Raw genomic sequence first — 24,331 nt, forward strand, 5'->3', positions numbered from 1 at the left:
AAACAGATTCACCAACAGGCCCATTAAAAAGACTTATAAAAAAAGGTGTTAGAGAACAGACTCTCTAGCACCTTTTTTGTCGTTTATGAGCGCGAAGGTCAGGGCGTTTAATCGCTTTAGCTTTTTGCTGGAAGCAGCCACTTATTCTGTACCGCGGTATCTAATTGACGCGTCACGTAATCCCATAATTTAGGTGCACAATGCTTCAAGTGTAAGTTACGTTTTTCTATCTTATCTCGGGTAACAGCATGTTTATTCCAACTACCACCTTGATTTTGCATGTTTTGAAACACAGGAAGCACTCGGTCCATCGCCTTGGCAAACTCGGCATCAGGGGTCTTTGCTTCTTCAAACTCTACCCATAGTGATAATAACTCATCGGCATAGGAACTCGGCAGTAAGCCAAAAATACGCTTTGCCGCATCAAGCTCTTTTTCTGCTTGCGCGTGGTGTTCAGAGACCTCGTTGAAGGCAAACAAATCGCCTGCATCAATTTCCACTACATCATGAATCAAAATCATACGAATAACCCGAGCGACATCAATAGGTTTCTCGGAATAATGTGCCAAGGTACTGGCCATAAGTGCAACATGCCAACTGTGCTCGGCAGAGTTTTCTTGGCGATCGCCATCACAAGGCAAGGTTATTTGGCGCTTAACACTTTTTAGTTTGTCTAATTCGCAAATAAAGGCACTGAAATCTTCCGGTAAAAACGACATGAATCGCTCCTGCTTTTTTACGTATTAAAAATGAAAATGGGCCTTAGCGATAACCGCTACGGCCCATTTAATTCTGCATTGAAATAGGCATGTTGCAGCCTATTTCAATAATTTTAAAAATTACTTTTGCTCAGATAACCAAACAATCAAATCAGCAATATCATCAAAGGTCATTTCAGCAGTAAACTTAGGCTGATATTTACCATTAATAACAAAGCTTGGTACGCCTGTAAGGTAGTCTCGGTTCTTATCGATAAGCTGCTGGTTCTTACGAATCATATTGTTTACACCAAAGCTGGTGGCTAACTTATCAAACTCAGCGCCATCAACACCGTTTACCACAAAGATGTTACGCAAATCTTTAAGGTTGGTAATGGTTGCGCGTTGCTTATGAATGTAGTTGAAGATAGCTGTGTTCATTGCATCTTCTTGTTTCATTGCACGGGCAATTAACATGGCATGGGTGGCGGCATCTTGAACGTCAGGGCCGGTAAAGCGCATAAAGTTAACATGCACTTTTTCAAACTTAGTGTTCTCGCCTTTCTTCTCTTTAATTTGTTTTACGATTGGCTCAAATTGGAAGCAATGTGGGCACCAGAACGAGAAGTATTCTGTGATAACTGGCTTTTTAGTCGCTTCTTCATCTAATACCGTGTAATGGGTACCTTCTTTCCATTTAGCTGTACCTTCTTGGGCACATGCGGTTAATGGCAAAAGCATTGCCATTACAAACAACACTGCAAACTTCTTCATGTAATTGAATCCTTTGATTTCAAATCTATCTATCAATGCTGAGGTTACCACAGGCTTTTATTGGGCACTAGTTTACGCGACAAGCGAGCGGAAAAATGCAACGAATGGATGATATCTGAGGGGGAAGTTTCGCTTCTTCGTAAAGAAGAAGCGAATAAAGTGTCACTATTTTAGTTTAAAAAGTGACGGAATAGGTGTTACTGGTGATTGTAGCTCACCGATAGCAATGCACGTCGTTCTTGTCCTGCATAGCCCACGATATCCTCGTAGTCAGTATCAAAAAGGTTATTCACTTTTAATGATAACGCCCACTTTTCAGAAACTTGGTAGCCAAGGTTAACTGACGCTAGGGTATAAGCTGACAACCCTAAGGTTTCTGCATTAGCAGGGTAGGGAGGGAAGTAAGTATCGTAATGGGTGCCCGTATAGGCCAGTTTTGCATAAAGGCTAAATTTCTCGGTACCTAAATCAGACAATACCGATAATGCGCCTTGATGACGTGCACGGCGAAGCTCTGTGCTGGCAATGCCAAAACTGGTTTGATCAGCGTCTAAATAGCTATAAGATGCCGACACTTTCGCTAAATCGCTAAGCCAAGTTACTTCAACGTCTACGCCGTCACGGCTACTTTCACCATCTACATTGGCAGCGGTGTACACGCCTTGGGTGGCGTCATAAACGAAGCCATTAATTTCGTCTTCAAGTTGGGCACTATAAGCACTCATCTGTGCGGTAACCGAATTCCAATCTGCTTTTACGCCCACTTCCCACTCTTCGCTCTCTTCGGGCGTTAAGTCAGGGTTACCAATAAAGCTATCTGGGAAATAGCCAAATCGTTCAGTAAAGGTTGGGGTTTTAATCGCCTTACCGTAGCTTGAAAATAGTGCATAGGTTTTTGATACTTGCCACGTTAGGCCCGCGCGATAACTAACGGCGTCATCAAATTCACTGTTGTTGTCGAACCTTGCGCTTAAGGTCGCAAAAACATTATCAACGAGGTCACCAGTGGCTTCACCAAATAAGCTGGTCGTATTGTCGTGCTGCTTTTGATTTGGATCGCCAAATACAACAGGGCCACGTTGTTCAAACAAACGTTGTAAGTATTCAGCACCACCCGCTACTTGCCAGTTATCAAAGTTGTAAAAACTTGTCCAATTTAGGGCTAAGCGCTCCCCCGTGGTGCCACCTGCATCGACACCTGATGTGGTGTTGTCATTGTCGTCTTTTCGGTAATCGAAAGACACAGTAGACGCATAGGCAGATGCATCTGGCGCGTAGCGCCAAGCTAGTTTAGTACTAAGTTGGCTACCATCAGTCACATTGTCGGCATCAGCAGGTAATCCGGTGGTGACATAGTCGGTACCATCGTAATCATTTTCGTATTGGGTGCTGCGAAATTTCGCACTTAATGTGTGTGCATCAGCCAATGCGTAATCAACGTTGATGCCTGCGGTCATGTTGTCATAACCGTCATCTTCATTACCCACGCGGGAAATGTTATCGCCATCTGTTTTTAGGTAATTGGCGTAGGTGCGCACAGCCACATCGCCATTTTGCGTGGCGGCATTAATGCTGCCTTGGTAAGTACCTTGTGTGCCTATTCCCGCACTTAAATTAATGCTAGGTTTTGCACTGGCTCCTTCACCTGCTTTGGTGGTGATACTTAATACGCCACCAATTGCGCCACTGCCCCATAAGGCACTTTGCGGGCCACGTAGTAGTTCTATACGTACCACGTTCGCCGAGGTTAAGTGGGCCAAGTCTATCAAGCTTCCTTGGCCAATATCGTTAGACACTACGCCATCAATAAGCACAAGCAAGTGATTACTTTCGCTGCCTCGAACACGAAGTTCGGTAAGGCCGCCTGGGCTACCTGATTGGGAAAGGCTTACGCCAGGTAAACCGCGAATTAAATCGGTAAGTTGTACAGCGCCTGAGGCTTGAATATCTTGCTCGGTTAATACGCTTACCGATGCAGGCAGCTTAGCTATTTGTACAGGCAAACGGGTGCCAGTAACGGTGAGTGTTTCTATGGTATCAGGAGTTTGCGCTAAAACAGGTGCTGACAGCAGTGTAGCCACGGCAGCGTAAACTGCAGTGCAGGTAAAGTGTGTTTGAAATTTCATTGTATTTCTCGCTATGTACTCCGCCCGAGTACAAGGGTGAATGTAAGCAGAATAACTGCCGTGAAGCTAGGCCGGTATCCGGGCTCACTCACCAATACTGTGTATGGTTTCTCTGCCTTCCCATGTCGCGACATAAATATCGATGACACAGTGGCGTATTAAGGAGAATGTGTGTGTTCACACTGAGTTTACCGTTGCGGGGGCAGCATCAGATTTCACTGATTTCCCGTTTAACCCATAGATGGGCACCTAAGCGCGAAGGAGTATAGCTTAAGTGCCTAATAAATAGCGAGTGTGTTCAGGTTTTGCCAGCTAATACCCGAGTTTTAGAGGCGGTTCCTGCATGGCTGAAAGCTGTTCCTTTAACGCAAGAATTTGACCTTCCCAGTATTTATCGTCGGCAAACCATGGAAAGGCGCGAGGGAAGGCTGGATCTTCCCAGCGGCGAGACAGCCATGCCATATAGTGCACCATTCGCATGGCGCGAAGGGGTTCTATTAACACAAGCTGATTAGTATTAAATGGCTGAAATTCTTCATAGGCTTCAATCAACGTATCAAGTTGCAATAGTTGTTGCTGTCTGTCGCCACTTAACATCATCCATAAATCTTGGATAGCAGGGCCCATCCGACAGTCATCTAAATCAACAAAGGTAGGGCCATCACGCCATAGAATATTTCCGGGGTGGCAGTCGCCGTGCAATCGAATGACGTCGGTGGCTTTATAAGCCGAAGAGGCTGCGGTTATCACGGGGTTCAAAATAGCAAAAAATGCTGTTTTAAGATGATTGGGCAACAAGGTACTATTTTCTAAAACCTGTCTAGGTTCATCTAAATAGCTTTGCGTATCGATATCAGGGCGTTGTTTAAAGGTTTTCGCTTGAGACACGCGGTGAATACGGCCAATAAAGCGGCCCATCCATTCCAGCTGGTCTAAATTATCGTTCTCAAACTGGCGCCCACCTACCGAAGGAAAAACTGTAAAGCGATAATCGCCATGGTGGTGAAGGGTTTTTCCGTTTAGCGCTAAAGGCGCAACAATCGGAATTTCGCTTTCAGCAAGTTCTTGGGCAAAGCTGTGTTCTTCCAAAATTTGCGCGTCTGTCCAACGGGCAGGCCGATAAAACTTAACCACATAACGTTTGTTGTCATCGGCTTGAAACTGGTAAACCCGGTTCTCATAACTATTGAGAGCAAGTAAGCCGCTTTGAAGAAAAATGCCCTGAGTCTCCAGGGCATCTAATATAGTGTCTGGATCTAATCCAGAAAACGAAAAGTCTTTCATCGATAAAGGAATTTGGTTGGCTCATTAACCGTAACGTTTTCACCTGAATCGGTGGTAGTGGTAACGGTGAATTGAATGTCTGTTACCACATCTTCCAGATTATACGGGTCAGTTGCAACCGAAATCGGTGTGCTATAAACCTCACCACCTTGCACTGTCACTTCTTTATTGCCAATAAAGGTGTATTCAGGCAGTCCTTGTACCGAAATGGTATAGGTATGAGTTTGCTGAGATTTGTTCAATACTTTAACGGTATAAACGTTCTCAATTAACCCTTCATTCGTTTCACGGTATAACGAGTTACGGTCGCGAATAATATCAATTTCAAGGGGTACTCGGGTCACAATGTCAGCAACCAATAACCCTGTCATGACAATAAGCACGATAAGGTAGCCAATCAGCTTAGGCCGTACGATATGTGTTTTACCCCCCGCAAGCTCTTCTTCCGACGTAAAGCTTATAAGCCCTTTGGGGTAACCCATTTTATCCATTACGCCGTTACAGGCATCTACGCACGCACCGCAGTTAATGCATTCATACTGCAAACCGTTTCGAATATCGATGCCGGTGGGGCAAACCTGCACACAGAGGTTACAGTCAATACAGTCGCCCAAGCCTTTTTCATGTACCTGTTCATGGCTTAGTTTACGAGGGCGAGGGCCTCGCTGTTCGCCTCGTTTGGCATCGTAAGAGACGGTAAAGGTGTCTTTGTCGAACATGGCCGATTGAAAACGGGCATAAGGGCAAATATGGGTACACATGATTTCTCGCATGTAACCCGCATTGGCATATGTGCACACTGCAAAAAAGATCACTGAAAACGCGGCCCAGAAACCTGTATTAAAGGTGAAAAAATCAATAAAGAGCGCGCCGATTGGGGTGAAATATCCCACAAAGGTGAGTGCGGTAAGTAAAGCAACCGCCACCCAAGCCGTATGTTTGAGGGTTTTGCGAATAAATTTATCCGCATCCATGTTTCGCGCGTCTAGCTTAATGCGTTTATTTCTAGGGCCTTCTATCTTCTCTTCAAACCAAGTGTAGATATATACCCAGGTAGTTTGAGGGCACATGAAGCCGCACCAGACCCTGCCTGCAAAGGTCGTCACGAAGAACAGCGCGAATGCGCCTACAATAAAAATGTAGGCAAGCAAGGTTAAATCTTGCGGCCATAACGTTAACCCAAAGATAGAAAAGCGCTGCTCTACAATATCGAGTAGCACTGCCTGCTGGCCATTAAATCTTATCCAAGGAATAGCGGCGAAGATGGCGAGAAAAAACAAACCGAAAAAACGTCTGAATGTTTCAAGAGGGCCTTTAACCGCACGAACATAAATACGACTACGCGAGTCGTATCGCTTCCCTTCAGTGGTTGATGCGGGTTTGTGCACCTTTACTGGAGTAACGTTTTTAACCGGAATTTGTTCGTTCATTTTTTCAAAACCTTAGCCAACTTCTTGTATTGCGCGGCGCATTATAACAGGTGAAAATTCAGCGTGTTTAACATAGATCAATGATAGAGCTAATGATCATCTTTATTTATCTTTCAGTCAATACTGAAAGTTCAGAAATTATATTTTATCAATCTATCTTTACTTAATGCTAGTTGACTACTATGACGATAATAGTTTTTAATACCGAATGAAAATTATACAAGTAATTATCCTTTTGATTTTTTTGACGAAAATGTTTGTTGAAAATAACTAACGATAGCTGCGTTGTTTGAATTAAGTATAGTAGTGGAATAATTTTAAATGCTTCGTTTCTTTGTAATCTGTGCCGAAATTGTATTATTGGTGATTGTGCTACGTTCGCCTTTTGTTCAATACTTTTTTTCAGATATACAAAGTACCGTCTCAGGTTGGTTTGTTTCTATTTCTGAGTTACCTGAACAAAGAGAGCTGGATGCGTTAAGAGATCAGGCGGCGGCGCAGCTTGCGCCTTTAAAAGAATTCGAAGCAAACTACCTTCGAAGAATTCTGGCAAGTCGTTCAACGGTCATGCGCTTTCATATCGCATATTGCGAAACCACCGATATAAACCCTAATTTTAGCCGCGGCAAGCGCCAGCAATTGTGCGCAATGATAGAGCAATCTAAGCTACTGGAGCCCGATAAATAGCTACTGGAGCCCGATAAATAATTACTGGAACCCGATAAATAATTGGCGTTAAAGGTATTGTTTCTTCCGTTGTGCCTTCTAATCCTTCCACTCTGTTACCGTGTATATAGATAAAGCCATTCACTTTACGTTCAGCTACCTGTGCTATTATTGAGCATATAGTTGTGATAAAAGTAGTAACATTGCTATAAGTTGAAGTCATGCTTCACTAAGCGCCGTTACCCGCTTACTCAGTTTTTTGTCGCTGACTAATACCGGGTTTTTAGAAACGAGGTAGGGGGTTACATGAAAATAGCTAAGTTAACGAGTGTATCTGCGCTCTTGCTCGCCAGTGTGGGTATGTCTGGTGTACTGCAAGCGGCACAGGTTGAAGTAACCTGGGAAGAACCAAAGTCTTACCGAGATGTTAAGCCTTCGAATGAATCTCGAACTCGCTTTAGAGAACGCACTTTTAAAGAGCTCGATGAGTTTTTTACTGAACTGGCAGAAAAGCTTCCTGACGATCAAAAACTGTCAATTACCGTCACTGACTTAGATTTAGCCGGTCAGGTGTGGCCAGCATCTTTTGTTGGTATGGGGCAGTCTGCTACGGATGTCAGGATCATTAAAGAAATAGATATTCCTAGAATGTCATTCTCATATGTACTTACAGGCGGTGACAGCACAGTGCTTAAAAGCGAAGAGGTTAAGATCAAAGATATGATGTTCATGAATACCGTTAATCGTAGGTTACCCAGCGATAATCTGGTTTACGAAAAGAACATGATTGAAGATTGGTTTAACGATACGTTTGCAGAAAGCCTTGTTGCTAATAAGTAGTTACGTTTAGCGACCAGCTGTTATTTGCTATACCAATATGAATAAAAAAACCGCCTAAACAGGCGGTTTTTTAGCTTTACCTGCTTGATTAAATGTAATCAAACTCACTGCCGGATACGGCTAACGTGCTTTCATAGCCTGCTGAATACGCTTGTTTGTGCGCATTGCGACGAGGCAATATACGTTGCATGTAGAAATCACGGGTTTTCTGCTTAGAAGAAGCTAGCACAGCATTATCTGTACTCGCCGCTTTATCTGCCATGCTGTACCAAAGCACACCAATTAGCGAGTAGGCAGAATAGGCTAAGTAATCTGCCGCCGCCGCCGCTGCTGTGGTGCTATCCATACCTAGGCAGTCAGCCGATGATGCGCGCCAATCGTCAAGTAAGCCTTGCGCCAGCCCTTTGTTTTCAGCATCACTAATATCAGCAACTAGCTCAGCAAACGCTTGGTAAGTGGCTTCCATCATTTGCCCGCCATCACGGGTTAATTTACGGCCAATTAAATCTAATGCCTGAATACCGTTGGTGCCTTCATACAACATGGCGATACGAACATCACGCATCAATTGCTCCATGCCCCATTCACGGATAAATCCATGGCCACCAAAAACTTGCACCCCAATGCTGGTAGTTTCAAGGCCCATATCTGTCATGTAGGCTTTGCAGATTGGCGTAAGAAACTGCAGCACTTTATCTGCATTTTCTTTTTCTTCGTCAGTGCCTAATTTTTCGATATCCATGAACTTTGCGTATAGCAAAGACAGCGCGCGGCTACCTTCAATTTGTGATTTTTGCGTAAGTAGCATACGGGCTACATCAGGCTGAAATACAATAGGATCGGCTTTGCCATCAGGATTTTGAACACCTTGAGGCGCACGAGATTGAACACGCTCACGGGCATATGTTAGCGCACCTTGGTAAGAAGCTTCAGCAGCGCCTAAACCTTGTAAACCGACTTGGAAACGTGCGTCATTCATCATGGTGAACATGCAGGCTAAGCCTTGGTTTTCTTCACCCACTAACCAGCCTGTCGCGTCGTCAAAGTTCATCACACAGGTTGGGCTCGCTTTAATACCCATCTTGTGTTCAATGCTGCCCACAGATAAAGAGTTTGCAGTGCTTGGCTCGTTATTTTCATCAAGCATTAGCTTAGGCACTAAAAACAAGCTAATGCCTTTTACGCCCTTAGGCGCATCGGGTAGGCGTGCAAGTACCAAGTGAATAACATTGCTGCTCCAGTCTTGATCGCCAGCAGTAATAAAGATTTTATTACCTGTTACTTTATAGCTTCCGTCACCTTGCGGTTCAGCCTTAGTGCTCAGTAAGCTAAGGTCGGTACCCGCATGAGGTTCGGTTAAGTTCATTGTACCTGTCCACTCACCGCTGATGAGTTTAGCGAGATACTTATCTTTCAATTCCTTGCTAGCATGTTTAGTGACCGCCAAAGTGGCACTTTCTGTCAGCATAGTTGTTAAACGCCAGCTTAGGTTTGCGGCATTTAGCATTTCATGTACAGGCACCGCCATGGTGTAGGGAAGTTCCTGTCCATCATATTCTGCCGTACCCAACATGGCGTTCCAGCCATTTGCTACGTACTCTTGATAAGCGTCGGCGAAGCCTTTCGGTGTGGTGACTTTCCCGTCTTCCAGCTTACAGCCTTCTTCATCACCTTCACGGTTTAATGGTGCTACAACATCAATGGCGAATTTAGCGCCTTGCGCAATAATTTCGTTGGCCAGTTCGCTATCAAAATCGCTGATACCCAATTTTTCATAGTGGGCATCTAGGCCTAACCAGTCCTTAAGTAAGAACTGAAAATCGGTAGTAGGGGCGTGGTACAGAGGCATAGAAGACTCCCTTTTCAAACAAGTGTTTTAATTTTGCCACATTATAGACACAAAAAGCATAGACAGAGTAGCCCGTTAAGGGAAAGTTAATGAAAAATAATATGGCTGTATTTGCACAACAACTGTTCAATGCCTTTAAATTTAAACCACAGGGGCATCATAATCTGTGGCAAAGCTTGCTTTTCAATAGCTCGCTGGCATCCTATAACTATAGTTAATTCCATGCATTAAGAAGTAGAGTACTCATGAACCACGGGCAATCAGTTTGTGTCGTTACCGGCGGAAGTTTAGGAATAGGGTTAGCGGTTTGTAATACCTTTAGTGAAAATGACTACCGAGTGATAAACCTGGATGTAAGAGATTTTGACGACACACCAACTAACGCTGAATGGGTGGCTTGTGATGTTAGCAACGTGGAACAAGTGCGACATGCTATCGATAATATTGCCGTAAAATATGGTCGTATAGATGCGTTGGTGTGTAATGCAGGTATGCACGTGTCGGCAACCATTGAAGACACCGATGAAGCACTACTCGATAAGATAATGAGCCTAAACATTAAAGGCGCGTATGGGGCAATTAAAGCGTCACTGCCTATCATGAAAGTTCAAAAAAGTGGGGCTATTGTGGTGATGGGATCCGATCAGTGTTTTGTCGGTAAGCAGAACTCTTTTGCCTATGGTTTAACAAAGTCTGCCTTAGCGTCTATGGCTAAAACCACGGCACTGGATTATGCCCCTTTTAATATTAGAGCTAACGCGGTATGCCCGGGTACGATTGAAACGCCCTTATTTCACCACGCCATAGATAAATATGTGGCAGCATCAGGGGCCGATAAAACCGCAGTTGTAGCCCAAGAGGCCGCTGAGCAACCAATTGGTCGTATTGGCCAGCCCGAAGATGTGTCTGAACTGGTGTATTTTCTTTGCAGTGAAAAAGCGACCTTCATTACCGGAAGCTTACACGCTGTCGACGGCGGTTATACCGCCAAGTGAATATCGTCGATGGTCATCTACATTTTTTTGCCCTTGAGGCGGGTGATTACCACTGGCTTAAGCCGCAAAGTCCGCCGTATTGGCGCGACAAGCAAGCCATTGCATCGTCATGTGATGAAAGAAGCTTAACACTTTCTAGCGGTCACACTCTTGCAGGCTACGTGCATGTTGAAGCAGGGTTCGACAATGAACGTCCTTGGCGTGAGATCCGGTATTTAGAACAACGAGCCCAACTGCCGTTTAAAAGCGTTGCCAGTATCGATTTGTGTAGTGAGCGGACCTTATCTGATATTCAAACATTGGCAGGGTTTTCTTCAGTAGCGGGGCTTCGCCATATATTAGATGAACAAGCTGGCTTTATATTAACCCACCCTAAAACAAAACATGCCCTTAAGCGTAGTAGCGAATATGGATTTTCATTCGATGCCCAACTGGATGTGGGTGACGGCAAGGCGGTAAGAGCGTTATTAAAGTTATTAGAGGCATTGCCCGCACTTTCAGTCATTATTAATCACGCAGGTTCAGCGCTGTTAGGCTCTGACGTTACGGCTACCTACCTTAAGCAGTGGCGAATTAATATGAAAGCACTCGCTCAGTGTTCTCGGGTGGCAGTAAAACTCTCAGGGTGGGAAATGCAATGCAGAGACTGGCATTGGCGCAGTGCGCAAAGTATTGTCGTGGAAACGGTAGCTATATTTGGCGTGTCGCGAGTAATGTTAGCAAGTAATTTTCCACTATCTAACTGGCGCCACAGTTATCAAGCGCTTTGGCTGCAATATGAAAAAATGCTGGCGCAGTTTACCCTTGAAGAAAAATGCAGCCTGTTGGCAAACAATACCGCCCGTTGGTATGGCCTAAATATATAAACGACTAATGTCAGCCATTATTTCAAGCGATAGTGCTACGCCGCTAGCTTGCAGCCAAGGGCTTACACCCAAGAGCGGGCACCCTTAAGCCGCTTTTTAGTCGATAAGTTGATGGTGGGCGGCCACTGTCTGGCTTTCAATATGAATAAAGCTAAATTCTGCGCTTTGCTGCTTTTTCAATATAGTGAGGAAGGCACGAAGCTCATCCACAAAGCGCTCTGCTTTATCTGGCATTACCGCGCACCACACACACAGTGACTTCTCGGTAATTAAATTGGCGTCGTAACGAGGTTTGAATTCGCACGCGTCTTCACGCCAAGACCCTTCACAATCAATGTGCGTGCATCCACCATAATAGGTCGATAAATATTCGTTTAACGCTTCTTTCACTGGTTCGTAAGCGTGTGTGCCTGGTGTCAATATAATGGTAAATTTTGTGCGCTTATTCATTTGTTCTTCGCAAATAGTAAGGCCATTAACAGCACCGCTATTAAGGCTAGGTTAACTGTATTTTCAGATGACATTAGCGAGAATATATCGTAGATACCCCACGTTGAATCATGCTTCACAGATTGTGATGCGGCGACAAAGTTGTTGGTAATATCTACCAAAGAAATACCCCCAATTAGCATGAGTATCACTTCAATCGATTTATTTATAGCACGATTAAGTTGGTTTTCGTAACTTGATATGGCGTTATTAATATAAGCTGCCCTATCAAGCAAACTCTCTTCTACGGCATTAATTTCCCATGCATCTATGAGTGCGTTCGCGAGTGGCTTTCGACTTCCTTGCAGGCCTCGAAGCGAATCACAAAACTCCAATCGAATATACGCTAGGGTTCTAATTGAAACCATGCGCTGGATCAATTTTTCAAGGGCTTTTCTGCGCCGCCCCGACGACAGTGCTTTAAGCGATTGCAGCTGATGGTAGGCGTTGCTCATCGATTGTTGATAGGCATACAACATCGCATTGTAATGCTGAAGCAAAAACAGAACCCGCCGGTTATCCAACGACAGTGCAATATCATTGTTTAAAAATAGGCAATTTCCCGAACGAAAGAAAGCCTCATTGTTCTCGTAGTTGCTAGGCGGACATTCATGAATAATTGAGAACACCTGTGTGGCTTCTTCGGCAGATTCTGGAACGCGAGTAATATAACAACGTCCGGTCCACAATACCGCGTCACTGTCGGTGAGTTCAGAGGTCAATAATTTACAGCGTTTACTCAGCGTATCGAAGGTGGTGTTTAGCAAGTTAATCATGACACCGCCTGCCGCTTGTAAAATTAAAGACAGGCTTTGTTCAATATCTCTGTTTTCAATCTTTTGCCAACATAGAGTGAGTTGTTCCTGAGATGAGGGTGCCAATGTAGCTTGTAAGGTAGCAATGCCTGTTTGATATAAGCGTAAATTTAAACCTTGAAGCTTAAGGCCTATTTCTTCTAGGGTTGAAAATGCATGTTGAAAAGCTGGACTTTCATGATCGACTTCAAGTTTTACCAATGGGGTAAACATGGGGCTTAATAAGTCAGAATCGGTAGATACATAGCCCATGTCCAGTTTACTTTCTTGATTAAGTACCCAATCTTGGCTGTGCATGACTTCTTCAACTTTGCTGGTTAAAGACGGCGTAAGCGCACTGAATTTACGGGTTAACGCGATAGGCGTATACGTAACAATAGAGACGGGCGGCGAGCACAACAAAGCCGATGGGGAAGCCGAGGCTGACATACTTCTTCTTATCCTTGAAAACAGGCGGGGCAAAAATCATTGCCCCAATCTAAGCGTTTCGTTATTTAAGTTCTGTTACAGTCATATGAGGCGAGCGGTAAACAATCTCGTCATTTAAGTCGATACCTAATCCAGGAGTGTCTGGCGCTTCAATAAAGCCATTTACAGGTTGTGGGTCTTGTAAACAAAGCTCACGGTTCCAGTCTTTAATGGCGTAAGTGTGATGTTCGTGAATTAAGAAGTTAGGTATTGCGGTTTCTAAGTGCAAACTGGCTGCGGTCGCTACAGGTCCGCCACATACATGGGCTTGAATGCGCACGTCATAGATGTCGGCGTAATCACATACTTTTTTCGCTTCAGTAAACCCGCCACACAAGCCTACGTCAGGCTGCAGTACATCAATAGATTGGTCTTCTAAATAAGGGCGCACGTCCCAGCGATGATACAAGCGTTCACCACCAGCAATCGGTACGTTTACATTTTTAGCCACTTTATCGTGTAGTTTTGAATTTAAGTAATTTACGGGCTCTTCGTAATACAAGCAGCCAATTTCTTCAACAATGTCGCCAAGCTGTATGGCGGTAGATGCCCCTAACAAGCTGTGGCATTCAAAAATAATATCGCCGTCTTCACCCATGGTGTCGCGTATAGCTTGTAAGCGAGCTTTAAATAATTTTAATTCTGGCTTAGAGAAAAGTTTAGTGCGATCGAAATGTGTCACGCCATCTTTATCGTAAACAATAGGGTCTACTTTTACCGCATCGTAGCCGTCTTTTAATGCTTTTTCGGTAGCGCGTGCATAGTCTGCAGGATCGTTAAGCTTGGTGACTTCTTTATCCCAGTCGAATTGCAATTGGCTAGCATAACTGCGCAGTTTACCGTTGGTTTTTCCACCCAGCAGTTCGTAAACGGGCAAGCCTAGAGCTCTGCCTTTAATGTCCCAAAGTGCAGTATCAATGGCACTCATTGCTGCATAAATAACAGGTCCGCCACCTAAGCCCCAAAAGCCTTCACGTAGCATACGCGACCACAATAGCTCAGTGTGAAATGGGTTGAAGCCAATAAGCATGGCTTCAGCAATTTCCTTTATCATGTGCGCTGCCGCACTATGTCCCCAATCGTAAGCTAAGCCCGCTTCACCCACACCGACAATGCCTTCATCCGTGTATACTCGCACAAAAACAGGATTCCACGCTGGGCGCTTAGGGCACTCAATATCGAATATTTCTACTTTGGTTACTTTCATTATTACTTCTCTATTGTCTGTTTGTAGTCGCTGCTAGCGGCACTGGCAACGACGCTTAAAAGGGTTTATTCACAAAAGCCAGGGTCAAGCTTATAGGCTTTTCTTAGCATGGCGGGCCAGGCCTTCTGGCCGCCGGTTTCACCACTGTGAACCACGCTGGCTTGCTGATAAATACCGTCGATAATAGGCTGGGGTATATCAATAACCTCTTCATTCGACTGCATGAGTGCCAGCTGAATTTCACAGGCTCTTTGTAAATCATAAAAGCGCATGAATGCATCACCTACGGTGGGGCCTACTGTTAGCCCTCCATGATTAGGCAGTAGCATATGATTGGTATCGCCCAAATCATTTTGTAGTCTTTTCTTTTCACTGTCGTTTACTGCTAAGCCTTCGTAACTATGGTACGACAACGAGGGAAGTGAAAATAAAGAATACTGGCTCCAAGGCTTTAACCCACCTTTTACCGATGCCACTGAAATGGTGGCGAGTGTATGCAAATGAATAACGCATAGTGCATCGTGACGAACTTCGTGAATGGCACTATGGATAGTAAATCCAGCTGGGTTTATTTGATAAGGTGAATCATCAAGAATGTTACCTTCAAGGTCTACTTTGACAAGGTTCGACGCTGTCACTTCGTCAAACCCTAAACCAAAGGCGTTAACTAAGTAATGGTCGGTACCGGGGACTTTAGCCGAAATATGCGTATAGATAAGGTCGCCCCAACGCATATCAGCAACCAGTCGATAGCATGCAGCTAAATCGACGCGGGTTTGCCATTCTATTTCAGACACTTTGCCTTTAAGGCTAAGAGGAGCTAATGAATACACGGCCTGTCTCCTAAATATCGTAGGCTAAACATGAAGATAATGATGGCTTAATGCCTTCTGATATCAGCGGGTAGTCAAATTACCAAAGCAAGGGCATTGGCACAACTACTCACACATTATTCTTGCTGGGACTGGCTCACTTTAATTTTATTAAAGCTATCGCGAAACGCAATAAGGTCATCAGGAAAGCGAAGTTCGATATGAGTAAGTAAAAAGGGATCGGCTTGTACTAATTCAATCACTTCTAGTTTTGCCCATGGCGGCGCATCAAACACATCTGGCAAGTGTTCTACCCCAGCGTTTAATGTACACTCAAATAGCGCAAGACCGTTTTGTGTAACGGCCAGTTTTTCACCGACCTCGACATTGAAACCTGTTTCTTCCCATGTTTCTCTGTGGGCTGCGCAAACTAATGATTCGCCATCTTTTTTTCCACCACCGGGAAAATCTAGACGATTTGAAAGGCGATGTTTAATCAAAAGCGCTTTGTTTTGCACCTTAATGATGCATGCTGCGGCACTTTGAGTATGCTCATCGTTATTCGTGCTTCGGCAAAAAGGCGCTTCAGGCACCGTCTTTGTACATCCAAAAAGCGTTAAAACTACCAAAATGGATGATAAGCGAAAATTGATACTCATTAGTTTGGGTAAAATACTATTCAGAAAAAATTAATAATAATAAAAACGTAGATAAAGGTTTTAGTTTGAACGCGACCCTGAATCTCGTTAATGCACCAACTTGGTTACTTTATCACGTGGTGCCTATTTACCAATAGGAAAGGTTATGTCTTCACGCAAATTACTATCTCCATTACTAATAGGGGCTTTATTGTTAGCGGCTGTGGTTGTCTATTTAAACTTGCCCGCAGAAAAAGAGGTGAAAAAAGGCGGTCCTTTAGCCACAACAGTGAAAACCATATTGGTAGAGCAAGGCGCAATGGCGATTACTATTGAAGCCCTTGGCACTGCCAGAGCGAATGAATCGATAGCGGTCACTGCACAAGTTACCGAAACCGTACGCTCAGTTAACTTCGAAGATGGCGATAGTGTGAAAGCTGGCCAAGTGCTTATTCAGCTAAACAACAATGAAGAGTTGGCTCGGGTTGCTGAATTACGCGCCAATATTGATGAAGCAAAGCGCCAATACACCCGTATTTTTAACTTACGTGAATCTAGCGCCGCATCTGAGCAACTGCTTGATGAACAACAAGCACGGGTAAAAGGATTAGAAGCGCAATTAGACATCGCTGAAGCACAGGTTGATGATTTGCAAATTCGCGCGCCATTTTCAGGTGTGCTGGGCGCACGACAAGTCAGCATTGGCTCATTGGTGCAGCCCGCTGGCGTTATAACTACCCTTGATGATATTAGCGTAGTCAAAGTTGATTTCAGTATTGCCGAAAATCAATTGGCGAGTGTAGCGAAAGGTCAAAAGGTTTCTGCTACATCGGTGGCCTATCCTGATGAAGTGTTTAGCGGAAAAATCACTCATATTGATACCCGATTAGATCCCATCAGCCGCGCTATTAGCGTACGCGCAATTATTGACAACAAAGACCAACGATTGCGCCCAGGCATGTTACTTACCATCGTGGTTGAAAAGCGTGTGCTTGATACGCTTATTCTTCCTGAGAAAGCCTTGGTGCCAGTGCAAGATATTCAATATGTGTATGTGGTAGAAGACGACGTTGCCCATCAGCGTGAAGTGGTGATTGGCGAGCGCCGACCTGGTATTGTTCAAATTGTGTCAGGCCTTAAAGCTGGTGACGAAGTGATAACAGAAGGCACGCTTAGAGTGCGCGACCAGTCTGCTGTTAACGTTCTTAACCGTAACAACGAGGGTTAAGCCATGTTGTTATCTGACATTTCAGTAAAAAGGCCAGTATTTGCAACGGTTATCAACCTGCTGCTGATTATATTTGGTGTGGTCGCCATTTCCATGCTGGCCCTTCGTGAATACCCAGACATTGACCCGCCTATTGTATCGGTTTCAACCAAATACACGGGCGCATCGGCCAATATTGTTGAAACTCGCATTACTCAATTACTCGAAGATAGAATTTCGGGTATTGAGGGGATTAAAAATATTACCTCAGCGTCCACTAATGGCCGTTCTGATATCACCATAGAATTTAAACTATCTCGAGATATCGACGCTGCCGCCAACGATGTGCGAGAGCGAGTGAGTAGGGCGTTAAATAACCTGCCTGATCAGGCCGATCCCCCAGAAGTGTCAAAGGCCGATTCCGATCAAAGCGCTATTGTTTGGTACAACTTACGCAGTACGAATCTTAACACCATGGAGCTTACCGACTACGCAGAACGCTTCTTGGTAGACCGCTTATCGGTAGCCGATGGGGTCGCCCGGGTTCAAATTGGTGGTGGTCGTCGCTATGCCATGAAAGTATTTCTTGATAGAAACGCCATGGCAGCTCGGGGAATTACCGTAACCGATGTTGAAAGTGTTATTAGTTCTGAAAATGTCGAACTTCCTGCCGGTGAAGTTGAGTCGCTAGATAGAAACTTTGAAGTGCGTGTAGCGCGTACTTTTTTATCGCCAGAAGACTTTGCCGCCCTAACGGTTGCAGTAGGAGACGATGGATACCTTGTTCGCTTAGGTGAAATTGCGAATGTGGAATTGGCGGCTGAAGACGACGAAACCGAGTTCAGAGGCGACGGCGTTAACATGATTGGTTTGGGCATTATAAAGCAGTCAAAAGCTAATACCTTAGATGTTGCACGCTCAGCAAAAGCGCAAATCAGAAAAATTGAAGAAACCTTGCCGGACAATATTTTCATTGTGCCTAGCTACGACTCATCGGTATTTATTGAAGCATCGATTAACGAAGTTTATGAAACCCTTGCCATAGCCATGCTTATGGTGGTGATTGTTATTTATCTTTTCTTAGGCAATGTACGCGCCACACTTATTCCCGCGGTCACCGTACCCGTATCTCTAGTCGCAGCATTTATTGTGATGTATGCATTAGGCTTCTCTATCAACCTACTTACCTTACTGGCCATGGTGTTGGCGATTGGGCTGGTGGTAGATGACGCTATTGTGGTACTTGAGAATATTTCCCGTCGTATAGAAATGGGCGAGCCCCCTATATTAGCCGCTTTTCGAGGCGCTAGAGAGGTGGGTTTTGCAGTTATTGCTACTACCCTGGTATTGATTTCTGTATTTGTGCCCTTGGTGTTTTTAGAAGGTAATGTAGGGCGTTTGTTTACTGAGTTTGCCTTAGCTATTGCTGCTGCTGTGGCGTTTTCTAGTTTCACCGCATTAACCCTATCGCCCATGATGGCCTCGAAAATTCTGAAAAAGCGTACCCGTTCAGCAGGATTCGGGGCGTGGATGGATAAGCGTTTTCATGCCCTAGAAAATCGCTATTTCAAAAGCCTAGGAAGTACTATTCACCAGCCGTTTATCATGGTGTTATTGCTGATTGTTTCAGTGGTGGCATTAGTGCAAATATCAGAAAAGTTACCTAGCGAATTTGTGCCAAAAGAAGATCGCGGTAATTTTTATATTTTAATGAATTCGCAAGAAGGGGCTAGTTTCGAAAGCAATGCCGCTAATTTAAAACTTATCGAAGACATTCTAATGCCTTACCGTGAAAGTGGTGAAATAGGCAGATTACTGGTACGTACACCTGGGTTTGGGAATAATGCAGGTATGGCTATTATTGGCTCTGCCGATTGGGATGAACGTGACTTTAGCACCTTCACATTAATGGATGAAATCAGTGCGAAGCTTGATGTCGTGCCAGATGTAAGAGCATTTGCCATCATGCGAAGTGGTATTTCAGGCGCAGGTTTCGGCCGCCCAGTGCAATTCGTCTTGCAAGGTGATACGTACGAGAACTTAGTTGAATGGCGTGACATCCTAATCGAAAAAGCGTCAGAAAATAGAAACTTAGTTCGTATCGACTCTGACTATAAAGAAACATCACCTCAGTTGTTGGTCAATATAGACAGAGACAGGGCAGCTGATTTAGGTGTGTCTATAAGTGATATTGGCCGTACCTTAGAAGTGATGTTAGGGCAACGTACGGTATCCACATTTTTAGATAGAGGCGAAGAGTACGATGTTATTATCGAGGGTATAGAGGCTGATTTCAGAAGCCCAAATAGTATCGATAATCTTTATGTTCGCTCTTCCAGAAGCGGCGAGCTTATTCCCATGGACAACTTGCTTACTTTCGAAGAGCAGGCAACGTCCTCTCGTTTAAATCGCTATAACCGTATGCGTGCTGTGACCATTTCAGCCAACCTTGCCGGCGACTACACGTTAGGGGAAGGCTTAGCTTACCTCGAGAATATCGTACGCACAGAGCTACCCGACAACGTATCTATCGACTACAAAGGTGAGTCACAGCTTTATCAAGAACAAGGAAATTCATTTATCTATGTGTTCATGCTGGCGCTTGCAGTCACATACTTGATCCTTGCTGCGCAATTTGAAAGCTGGATACACCCGCTAGTCATCATGTTAACTGTACCTCTTGCGCTGATAGGTGCTTTTATTGGCCTCTATTTTGCCGGTATGACACTTAATATTTATAGCCAAATAGGGCTGGTTATGTTGATTGGTCTTGCTGCGAAGAACGGTATTTTGATTGTGGAGTTTGCGAATCAACTTCGCGATGCAGGTATGAACTTCGAAGATGCTCTGCGACGGGCAGCTGCTCAGCGTCTTCGCCCTATCGTTATGACTGGTTTTACGACGGTATTCAGTTCTTTGCCCTTAGTGTTTGCTTCAGGGCCTGGCGCGGAAAGTCGCATGGTTATTGGTATGGTTATCGCTGCAGGCGTGTTGGTTTCAGCATTCATGACCTTATACGTAGTGCCTACCGCTTACAGTTGGCTGGCCCGAAATACAGGCTCACCTCAGCAAAGAACCACTGAGATAGAACGCTTAGAAGTTGAAATTCCCTACCGTAAAGGAGAAGAAAACTAAGTCTGTTTTACTATGAGCAAAAGCGTGTTTATTAAACGCCTATTCAATTCATCTATACGTAGTGAATAACTAAGAAGTATTGAAAAGTTCAAAAAGTCGTACGATATTAAGGTATATGTTTTTATACATTAATATCGTTCGACACTCCTAAGTGAATTTTTTGATCTTCTTGTATGCATTTGATTATATTGGGTTTTATTTATTTTTCCGCTAAGCCTTAATTATTTTCACGTATGAATCAGTGACCCCTACCGTTACGCTTATCCTTTAGTATAGTTGTTTCTACGCCCTTCTTCCCTAAACTGCGCCTACTTTTTAAAGCCAGACTGAACGTACAGAAAGTTTATACGAAAATTTTTTCGTATCTCAGTTGGCAGTTTTTCCAATCCTTGCTAATACTTATCTTAATCTTTAAGCAGGAAGATATCTGTATGAGTAAGCTTAAAAAATAAGCATATCGGTGTTGCGAATTGAAGATTAACGTTCTTAAATCGCGCTACCGAAACAAATACGACTTAGAGGACATGTAATGAAACAGTGGATACTAGCAGCGAGTTTATGCAGCAGCATGGCTTTTGCAGATGTAGCAGTGATAGTTCACCCATCCAATGGTGATGCGTTAGATAAAGATTCAATCAGCCGCCTCTTCCTTAACAAAATGAAAGCTTTTCCAAACGGCACGAAAGCAGTTCCACTAGCACTTGCTGAAGGGCAAGCTGCGACAGATGAATTCAACGGTAAAGTTTTGAATAAATCAGCGTCTCAGCTTACCGCTTTTTGGTCTAAATTAGTTTTTACTGGGAAAGGTCAGCCTCCTAAAGCATTAGGTAGCGACGCCGAGGTGGTTTCAGCTGTTGCTGCAGACCCAGGTGCAATTGGCTATGTAGATGCTGGCTCCGTAGACGGAAGCGTTCGCGTAGTTGCCACTTTTTGATTACACAGTTTAAGAATTTTTAAGGAACGAGCATGAAAACCAAACTTGCCTTTTTGACCGCTGCTAGCCTTTTAGCCGCACCAGCATTTGCAGAAATTCAAATTAACGGCTTCGCTAACTTAATCGGTGGTATGACACTAGATGATGACGAAGCAGTATACGATTACGACAGCGACTTTACCTTTGATCCAGCAAGTGTCTTTGGACTGCAAGTACGTGGCGATGTAAGCGACAAGCTTTCTGCTACGGCGCAGTTAGTAGGCCGTGGTAGTGATGACTACGATGCAAGCTTCGAGTGGGCTTACATGACTTACGTGGTAAATAACAACGTAAGCATTAGTGCGGGTAGAATCCGTTTACCACTGTTCAAATACTCTGCGTCATTAGATGTGGGTTATTCGTACCACTGGTTAACGCCACCTGACTCTGTTTACGGCATCGATTTCAACAACATCGATGGTGTGCGTCTTGACTACAGCACATACTCAGGCGATTGGGAATATGGCGCGCAGTTTACTGTGGGTCGAGTTCAAGCTGATACTTTTATTTCCGGTACACCGGCTGAGCTAGAGTTAGAAAACGTAGTTGCCGTTTCTTTTGAAGCGACACGTGATTGGTTCAGTGCTCGTACTTTACTAGCACGCGGTAAAACCACGGCAGTTAACGAAGATTTTGATACGTTTGTTGCGGGGATGGGACAATTTGGGTCATTCATTCCATCAGCAACTGCTGCCGCAGAAGGGTTCAGCGTAAATGAAGACACAGGTACATTCTTTGAAGTAGCCGTGGCTATTGATAAATATGACTGGTTTGTTGGCGCTGAGTTTACAAAAACAGAAGTAGATGATGCAATCATCGCGTCAAACGAAGCATGGTATGTAACTGCTGGAATGCGCTTTGGTAAATTTACACCTCATATTACTTATGAAGTAGAAGAAGCTGATAATGCTGATCAAGTTGGGCTTGTAGCCGGGCTGCCTAGCATGATTGACACAGGCGATGCAGTAACGGATGCAACATGGTCTGCAATTTACCAAGCGGCTACAGGTATTGCTGCCGACCAAGCACAGGACACTTCTGCTGTTACTTTAGGCCTTCGTTATGATGTAGAGCCAGGATTTGCACTTAAAGCTGGCGTTACTTGGTACAGCGATGACCTAATTGACGCTAACGATGCTACGCTTCTTAGAGTTGGCGCAAACTATACATTCTAATTAGCATTACAGTTGGATGTTTTATAGCCCTGTTCAGCAATGCGCAGGGCTAAGATATTTCTAAAGTTTTTTGAGAAAGTGAAGATATAGAATAACAAAGCCATGTTTTGTGGCCGTGCCTAAAGTAACGTGACGTAATTGGTGAGATAAAAATGAATTTTCTAAAAAAAATGCCCATCGCAACAAAGATTTTCCTGATACCGGGAATTGCTGCATTAAGCTTTATTATTTACCTCTTAATTACGGTTTATGTTGCTTTGAACAATGGCGACACCCTAGAGAAAGTTGAGAAGGTTCAGTTCCCCGCACTTCAATTGTCTGCCTCTACTTTGGTAGATATGCAAAAGGTGAGGGATACATTGAGTAGCGCGGTGACCACAGGCGATCAAGATACATTAAGCGCTGCGAGTGAGTTAGCCTCAGATGCAAAAGCAGGGCTTGATGAGATTAAAGCAATTAGCCCTGAATTCGGTCCTGCAATATCTAAGATTTCCCAGGGGTTTGATGATTACTTCGAAGTGGCTTTCGGTGTATCTCAATCTATGGTTGATGGCACTGCTGATTTTAGCCGTTTAGGTCAATTGTCGTCGCAGATGAATGGCTCATATGACGCCGTTATTGCCTCTATGTCGAATTTTAGAGACGAGCAACAGGCCGCTTTTGTTGAGTCGTTTGAAAGAACCAACGCCGCTAATACCTCACTTATTAGTACCGGTGTGGTAATGACTATCGTCGTCACCTTATTATTGTTTGCTACCGCTGTGCCCATTGTTCGTGGTATCAAGCAAAGCATTGACGATGTAGTGCGCTCGCTTAAAGATATTGCCCAAGAAAACGGTGATTTGACCGTTCGTATCGCAACGAAAAGTGAAGATGAAATTGGTGAATTGGTTTATTGGTTTAACCAGTTCATGGATAAGCTGCAAGGCGTTGTGAAAGATGTGGTTGAGGCAAGTTTGCCGTTATCAAACTTGGCGCAAAACCTTCGCGGCCTAACGGAAGAAACCCAGCGTACTATTGATATTCAACAGCAGTCTGCACAAAACGCCAAACTAGCGGTTGATACAATGAGTGGTTCAGTAGACGGAGTAGCACACAGTGCCGCACAAGCTGCTGCTGATGCTAATGAAGCGACTAGCGCCGCTGGCGAAGGTCGTCAAATAGTACAACAAACCGTTTCTAGTATTCAGCAGTTAGCCGAAAACGTGCGTGAAACCGCTGATGTGATTGGGCGCCTTGAGTCAGATTCTAATAAAGTTGGTTCGGTACTCGACGTGATTAAAGGTATTGCTGAACAAACTAACTTACTGGCACTTAATGCCGCTATTGAAGCTGCTAGAGCCGGCGAGCAAGGGCGTGGTTTCGCCGTTGTTGCTGATGAAGTTCGTACACTAGCATCACGTACCCAACAATCGACTGAAGAAATTCAAAGCACCATTGAGCAGCTACAGAGCGCAGCGCATTCGGCTGTAGAAGTGATGTCTCGCGGTACCGAGCAAGCAACCAATAGTGTTGAAACAGCTAATAAAGCCGGTGTTAGTTTAGAAACGATTACCAGTACAATTGGTCGCATTAATCAAATGAACGAACAGATTGCGCACAACACTGAAGATCAGCGTACAGTGGCGGTAGACATTGTGAGGCATGTTGAAGAGATTCACCAACGTACAGAGCAAACCTCTAGTCGTTCGGGCGAATTAGGTGTGATGTGTAACGAACTTGCCGATTTAGCACAGCATTTAGAACTGATAGCAAAGCAGTTCCGCGTATAACCGCTAACTAAATATAAAAAACGCCCTCAACATTGAGGGCGTTTTTGTATCTGACATTAAGTTGCTATCGGCGAGTAAAAATCACGAAGCTACTGAATAATTAGCGCCGCAA

The 24,331-nt window shown here is 44.3% G+C and carries 20 protein-coding genes and 1 riboswitch; of the genes, 9 read left to right on the plus strand and 11 right to left on the minus strand.

Going from position 1 to position 24,331, the window contains the following annotated elements; all coding sequences use genetic code 11:
* Positions 1-116: 116 nt before the first annotated feature.
* From C7Y69_RS08720 to ccoG, 5 genes are all read right to left on the minus strand, one after another.
* Positions 117-719: an HD domain-containing protein gene (locus C7Y69_RS08720; protein WP_126872441.1), complete on the minus strand. Its 603-nt coding sequence runs from the start codon at positions 717-719 to the stop codon at positions 117-119.
* A gap of 120 nt (positions 720-839) precedes the next feature.
* A complete protein-coding gene (locus C7Y69_RS08725; RefSeq protein WP_126872442.1) occupies positions 840-1,472 on the minus strand; it encodes a thiol:disulfide interchange protein DsbA/DsbL in 633 nt (210 codons plus the stop codon).
* A 197-nt stretch (positions 1,473-1,669) separates the two neighbouring features.
* Positions 1,670-3,598, minus strand: a complete 1,929-nt coding sequence (locus tag C7Y69_RS08730; RefSeq protein WP_126872443.1) for a TonB-dependent receptor plug domain-containing protein — start codon at positions 3,596-3,598, stop codon at positions 1,670-1,672.
* A 51-nt stretch (positions 3,599-3,649) separates the two neighbouring features.
* Positions 3,650-3,866: riboswitch (cobalamin riboswitch) on the minus strand.
* 44 nt (positions 3,867-3,910) lie between these two features.
* Complete coding sequence (locus C7Y69_RS08735; protein WP_126872444.1) at positions 3,911-4,882, minus strand: serine/threonine protein kinase; 972 nt, start codon at positions 4,880-4,882, stop codon at positions 3,911-3,913.
* Positions 4,879-6,312 carry a cytochrome c oxidase accessory protein CcoG gene (gene ccoG / locus C7Y69_RS08740; protein ID WP_126872445.1) on the minus strand — a complete coding sequence of 478 codons (1,434 nt, stop codon included), beginning with the start codon at positions 6,310-6,312 and terminating at the stop codon, positions 4,879-4,881. The genes C7Y69_RS08735 and ccoG overlap by 4 nt, the downstream gene beginning before the upstream one ends.
* Before the next feature lie 321 nt (positions 6,313-6,633).
* Here ccoG and C7Y69_RS08745 point away from each other — a divergent pair, with 321 nt between their 5' ends.
* Positions 6,634-6,999, plus strand: a complete 366-nt coding sequence (locus C7Y69_RS08745; RefSeq protein WP_126872446.1) for a hypothetical protein — start codon at positions 6,634-6,636, stop codon at positions 6,997-6,999.
* A gap of 285 nt (positions 7,000-7,284) precedes the next feature.
* Positions 7,285-7,818, plus strand: coding sequence for a DUF3016 domain-containing protein (locus C7Y69_RS08750; RefSeq protein ID WP_126872447.1), 534 nt, complete (start codon positions 7,285-7,287; stop codon positions 7,816-7,818).
* Positions 7,819-7,906: 88 nt separating this feature from the next.
* On the opposite strand, the gene C7Y69_RS08755 is transcribed toward C7Y69_RS08750, so the two are convergent.
* A complete protein-coding gene (locus C7Y69_RS08755) occupies positions 7,907-9,667 on the minus strand; it encodes an acyl-CoA dehydrogenase family protein (RefSeq protein ID WP_126872448.1) in 1,761 nt (586 codons plus the stop codon).
* Between the two features lie 245 nt (positions 9,668-9,912).
* On the opposite strand from C7Y69_RS08755, the gene C7Y69_RS08760 reads away from it, so the two are divergent.
* Both C7Y69_RS08760 and C7Y69_RS08765 read left to right on the plus strand, forming a co-directional pair.
* Complete coding sequence (locus tag C7Y69_RS08760) at positions 9,913-10,662, plus strand: SDR family NAD(P)-dependent oxidoreductase (RefSeq protein ID WP_126872449.1); 750 nt, start codon at positions 9,913-9,915, stop codon at positions 10,660-10,662.
* A complete protein-coding gene (locus C7Y69_RS08765; protein ID WP_126872450.1) occupies positions 10,659-11,528 on the plus strand; it encodes an amidohydrolase family protein in 870 nt (289 codons plus the stop codon). The genes C7Y69_RS08760 and C7Y69_RS08765 overlap by 4 nt, the downstream gene beginning before the upstream one ends.
* A gap of 96 nt (positions 11,529-11,624) precedes the next feature.
* Here the strand turns inward: C7Y69_RS08765 and C7Y69_RS08770 are convergent, their stop codons facing one another.
* The 5 genes from C7Y69_RS08770 to C7Y69_RS08790 form a co-directional block, all read right to left on the minus strand.
* Positions 11,625-11,978, minus strand: a complete 354-nt coding sequence (locus tag C7Y69_RS08770; protein ID WP_126872451.1) for a hypothetical protein — start codon at positions 11,976-11,978, stop codon at positions 11,625-11,627.
* On the minus strand, positions 11,975-13,261 hold the full coding sequence (locus tag C7Y69_RS08775) for a hypothetical protein (RefSeq protein ID WP_126872452.1): 1,287 nt from the start codon (positions 13,259-13,261) through the stop codon (positions 11,975-11,977). The genes C7Y69_RS08770 and C7Y69_RS08775 overlap by 4 nt, the downstream gene beginning before the upstream one ends.
* 61 nt (positions 13,262-13,322) lie before the next feature.
* Positions 13,323-14,507, minus strand: a complete 1,185-nt coding sequence (locus C7Y69_RS08780) for a mandelate racemase/muconate lactonizing enzyme family protein (RefSeq protein ID WP_057793892.1) — start codon at positions 14,505-14,507, stop codon at positions 13,323-13,325.
* Between the two features lie 65 nt (positions 14,508-14,572).
* Positions 14,573-15,340: a class II aldolase/adducin family protein gene (locus C7Y69_RS08785; RefSeq protein WP_126872453.1), complete on the minus strand. Its 768-nt coding sequence runs from the start codon at positions 15,338-15,340 to the stop codon at positions 14,573-14,575.
* A 116-nt stretch (positions 15,341-15,456) separates the two neighbouring features.
* Positions 15,457-15,978, minus strand: a complete 522-nt coding sequence (locus C7Y69_RS08790; RefSeq protein WP_126872454.1) for an NUDIX hydrolase — start codon at positions 15,976-15,978, stop codon at positions 15,457-15,459.
* Between the two features lie 145 nt (positions 15,979-16,123).
* Between C7Y69_RS08790 and C7Y69_RS08795 the strand changes: the two genes are divergently transcribed.
* From C7Y69_RS08795 to C7Y69_RS08815, 5 genes are all read left to right on the plus strand, one after another.
* On the plus strand, positions 16,124-17,185 hold the full coding sequence (locus C7Y69_RS08795; RefSeq protein WP_126872455.1) for an efflux RND transporter periplasmic adaptor subunit: 1,062 nt from the start codon (positions 16,124-16,126) through the stop codon (positions 17,183-17,185).
* 3 nt (positions 17,186-17,188) lie between these two features.
* Positions 17,189-20,299 carry an efflux RND transporter permease subunit gene (locus C7Y69_RS08800; RefSeq protein WP_126872456.1) on the plus strand — a complete coding sequence of 1,037 codons (3,111 nt, stop codon included), beginning with the start codon at positions 17,189-17,191 and terminating at the stop codon, positions 20,297-20,299.
* Positions 20,300-20,828: 529 nt separating this feature from the next.
* Positions 20,829-21,233: a phosphate ABC transporter substrate-binding protein gene (locus C7Y69_RS08805; protein WP_126872457.1), complete on the plus strand. Its 405-nt coding sequence runs from the start codon at positions 20,829-20,831 to the stop codon at positions 21,231-21,233.
* 32 nt (positions 21,234-21,265) lie between these two features.
* Positions 21,266-22,447: a topoisomerase IV gene (locus C7Y69_RS08810; RefSeq protein WP_126872458.1), complete on the plus strand. Its 1,182-nt coding sequence runs from the start codon at positions 21,266-21,268 to the stop codon at positions 22,445-22,447.
* A 152-nt stretch (positions 22,448-22,599) separates the two neighbouring features.
* Positions 22,600-24,219, plus strand: a complete 1,620-nt coding sequence (locus C7Y69_RS08815; protein ID WP_126872459.1) for a methyl-accepting chemotaxis protein — start codon at positions 22,600-22,602, stop codon at positions 24,217-24,219.
* Positions 24,220-24,331: the final 112 nt, after the last annotated feature.

It is taken from the genome of Alteromonas sp. KS69 (assembly GCF_003989595.1).
Taxonomy (GTDB): domain Bacteria; phylum Pseudomonadota; class Gammaproteobacteria; order Enterobacterales; family Alteromonadaceae; genus Alteromonas; species Alteromonas naphthalenivorans.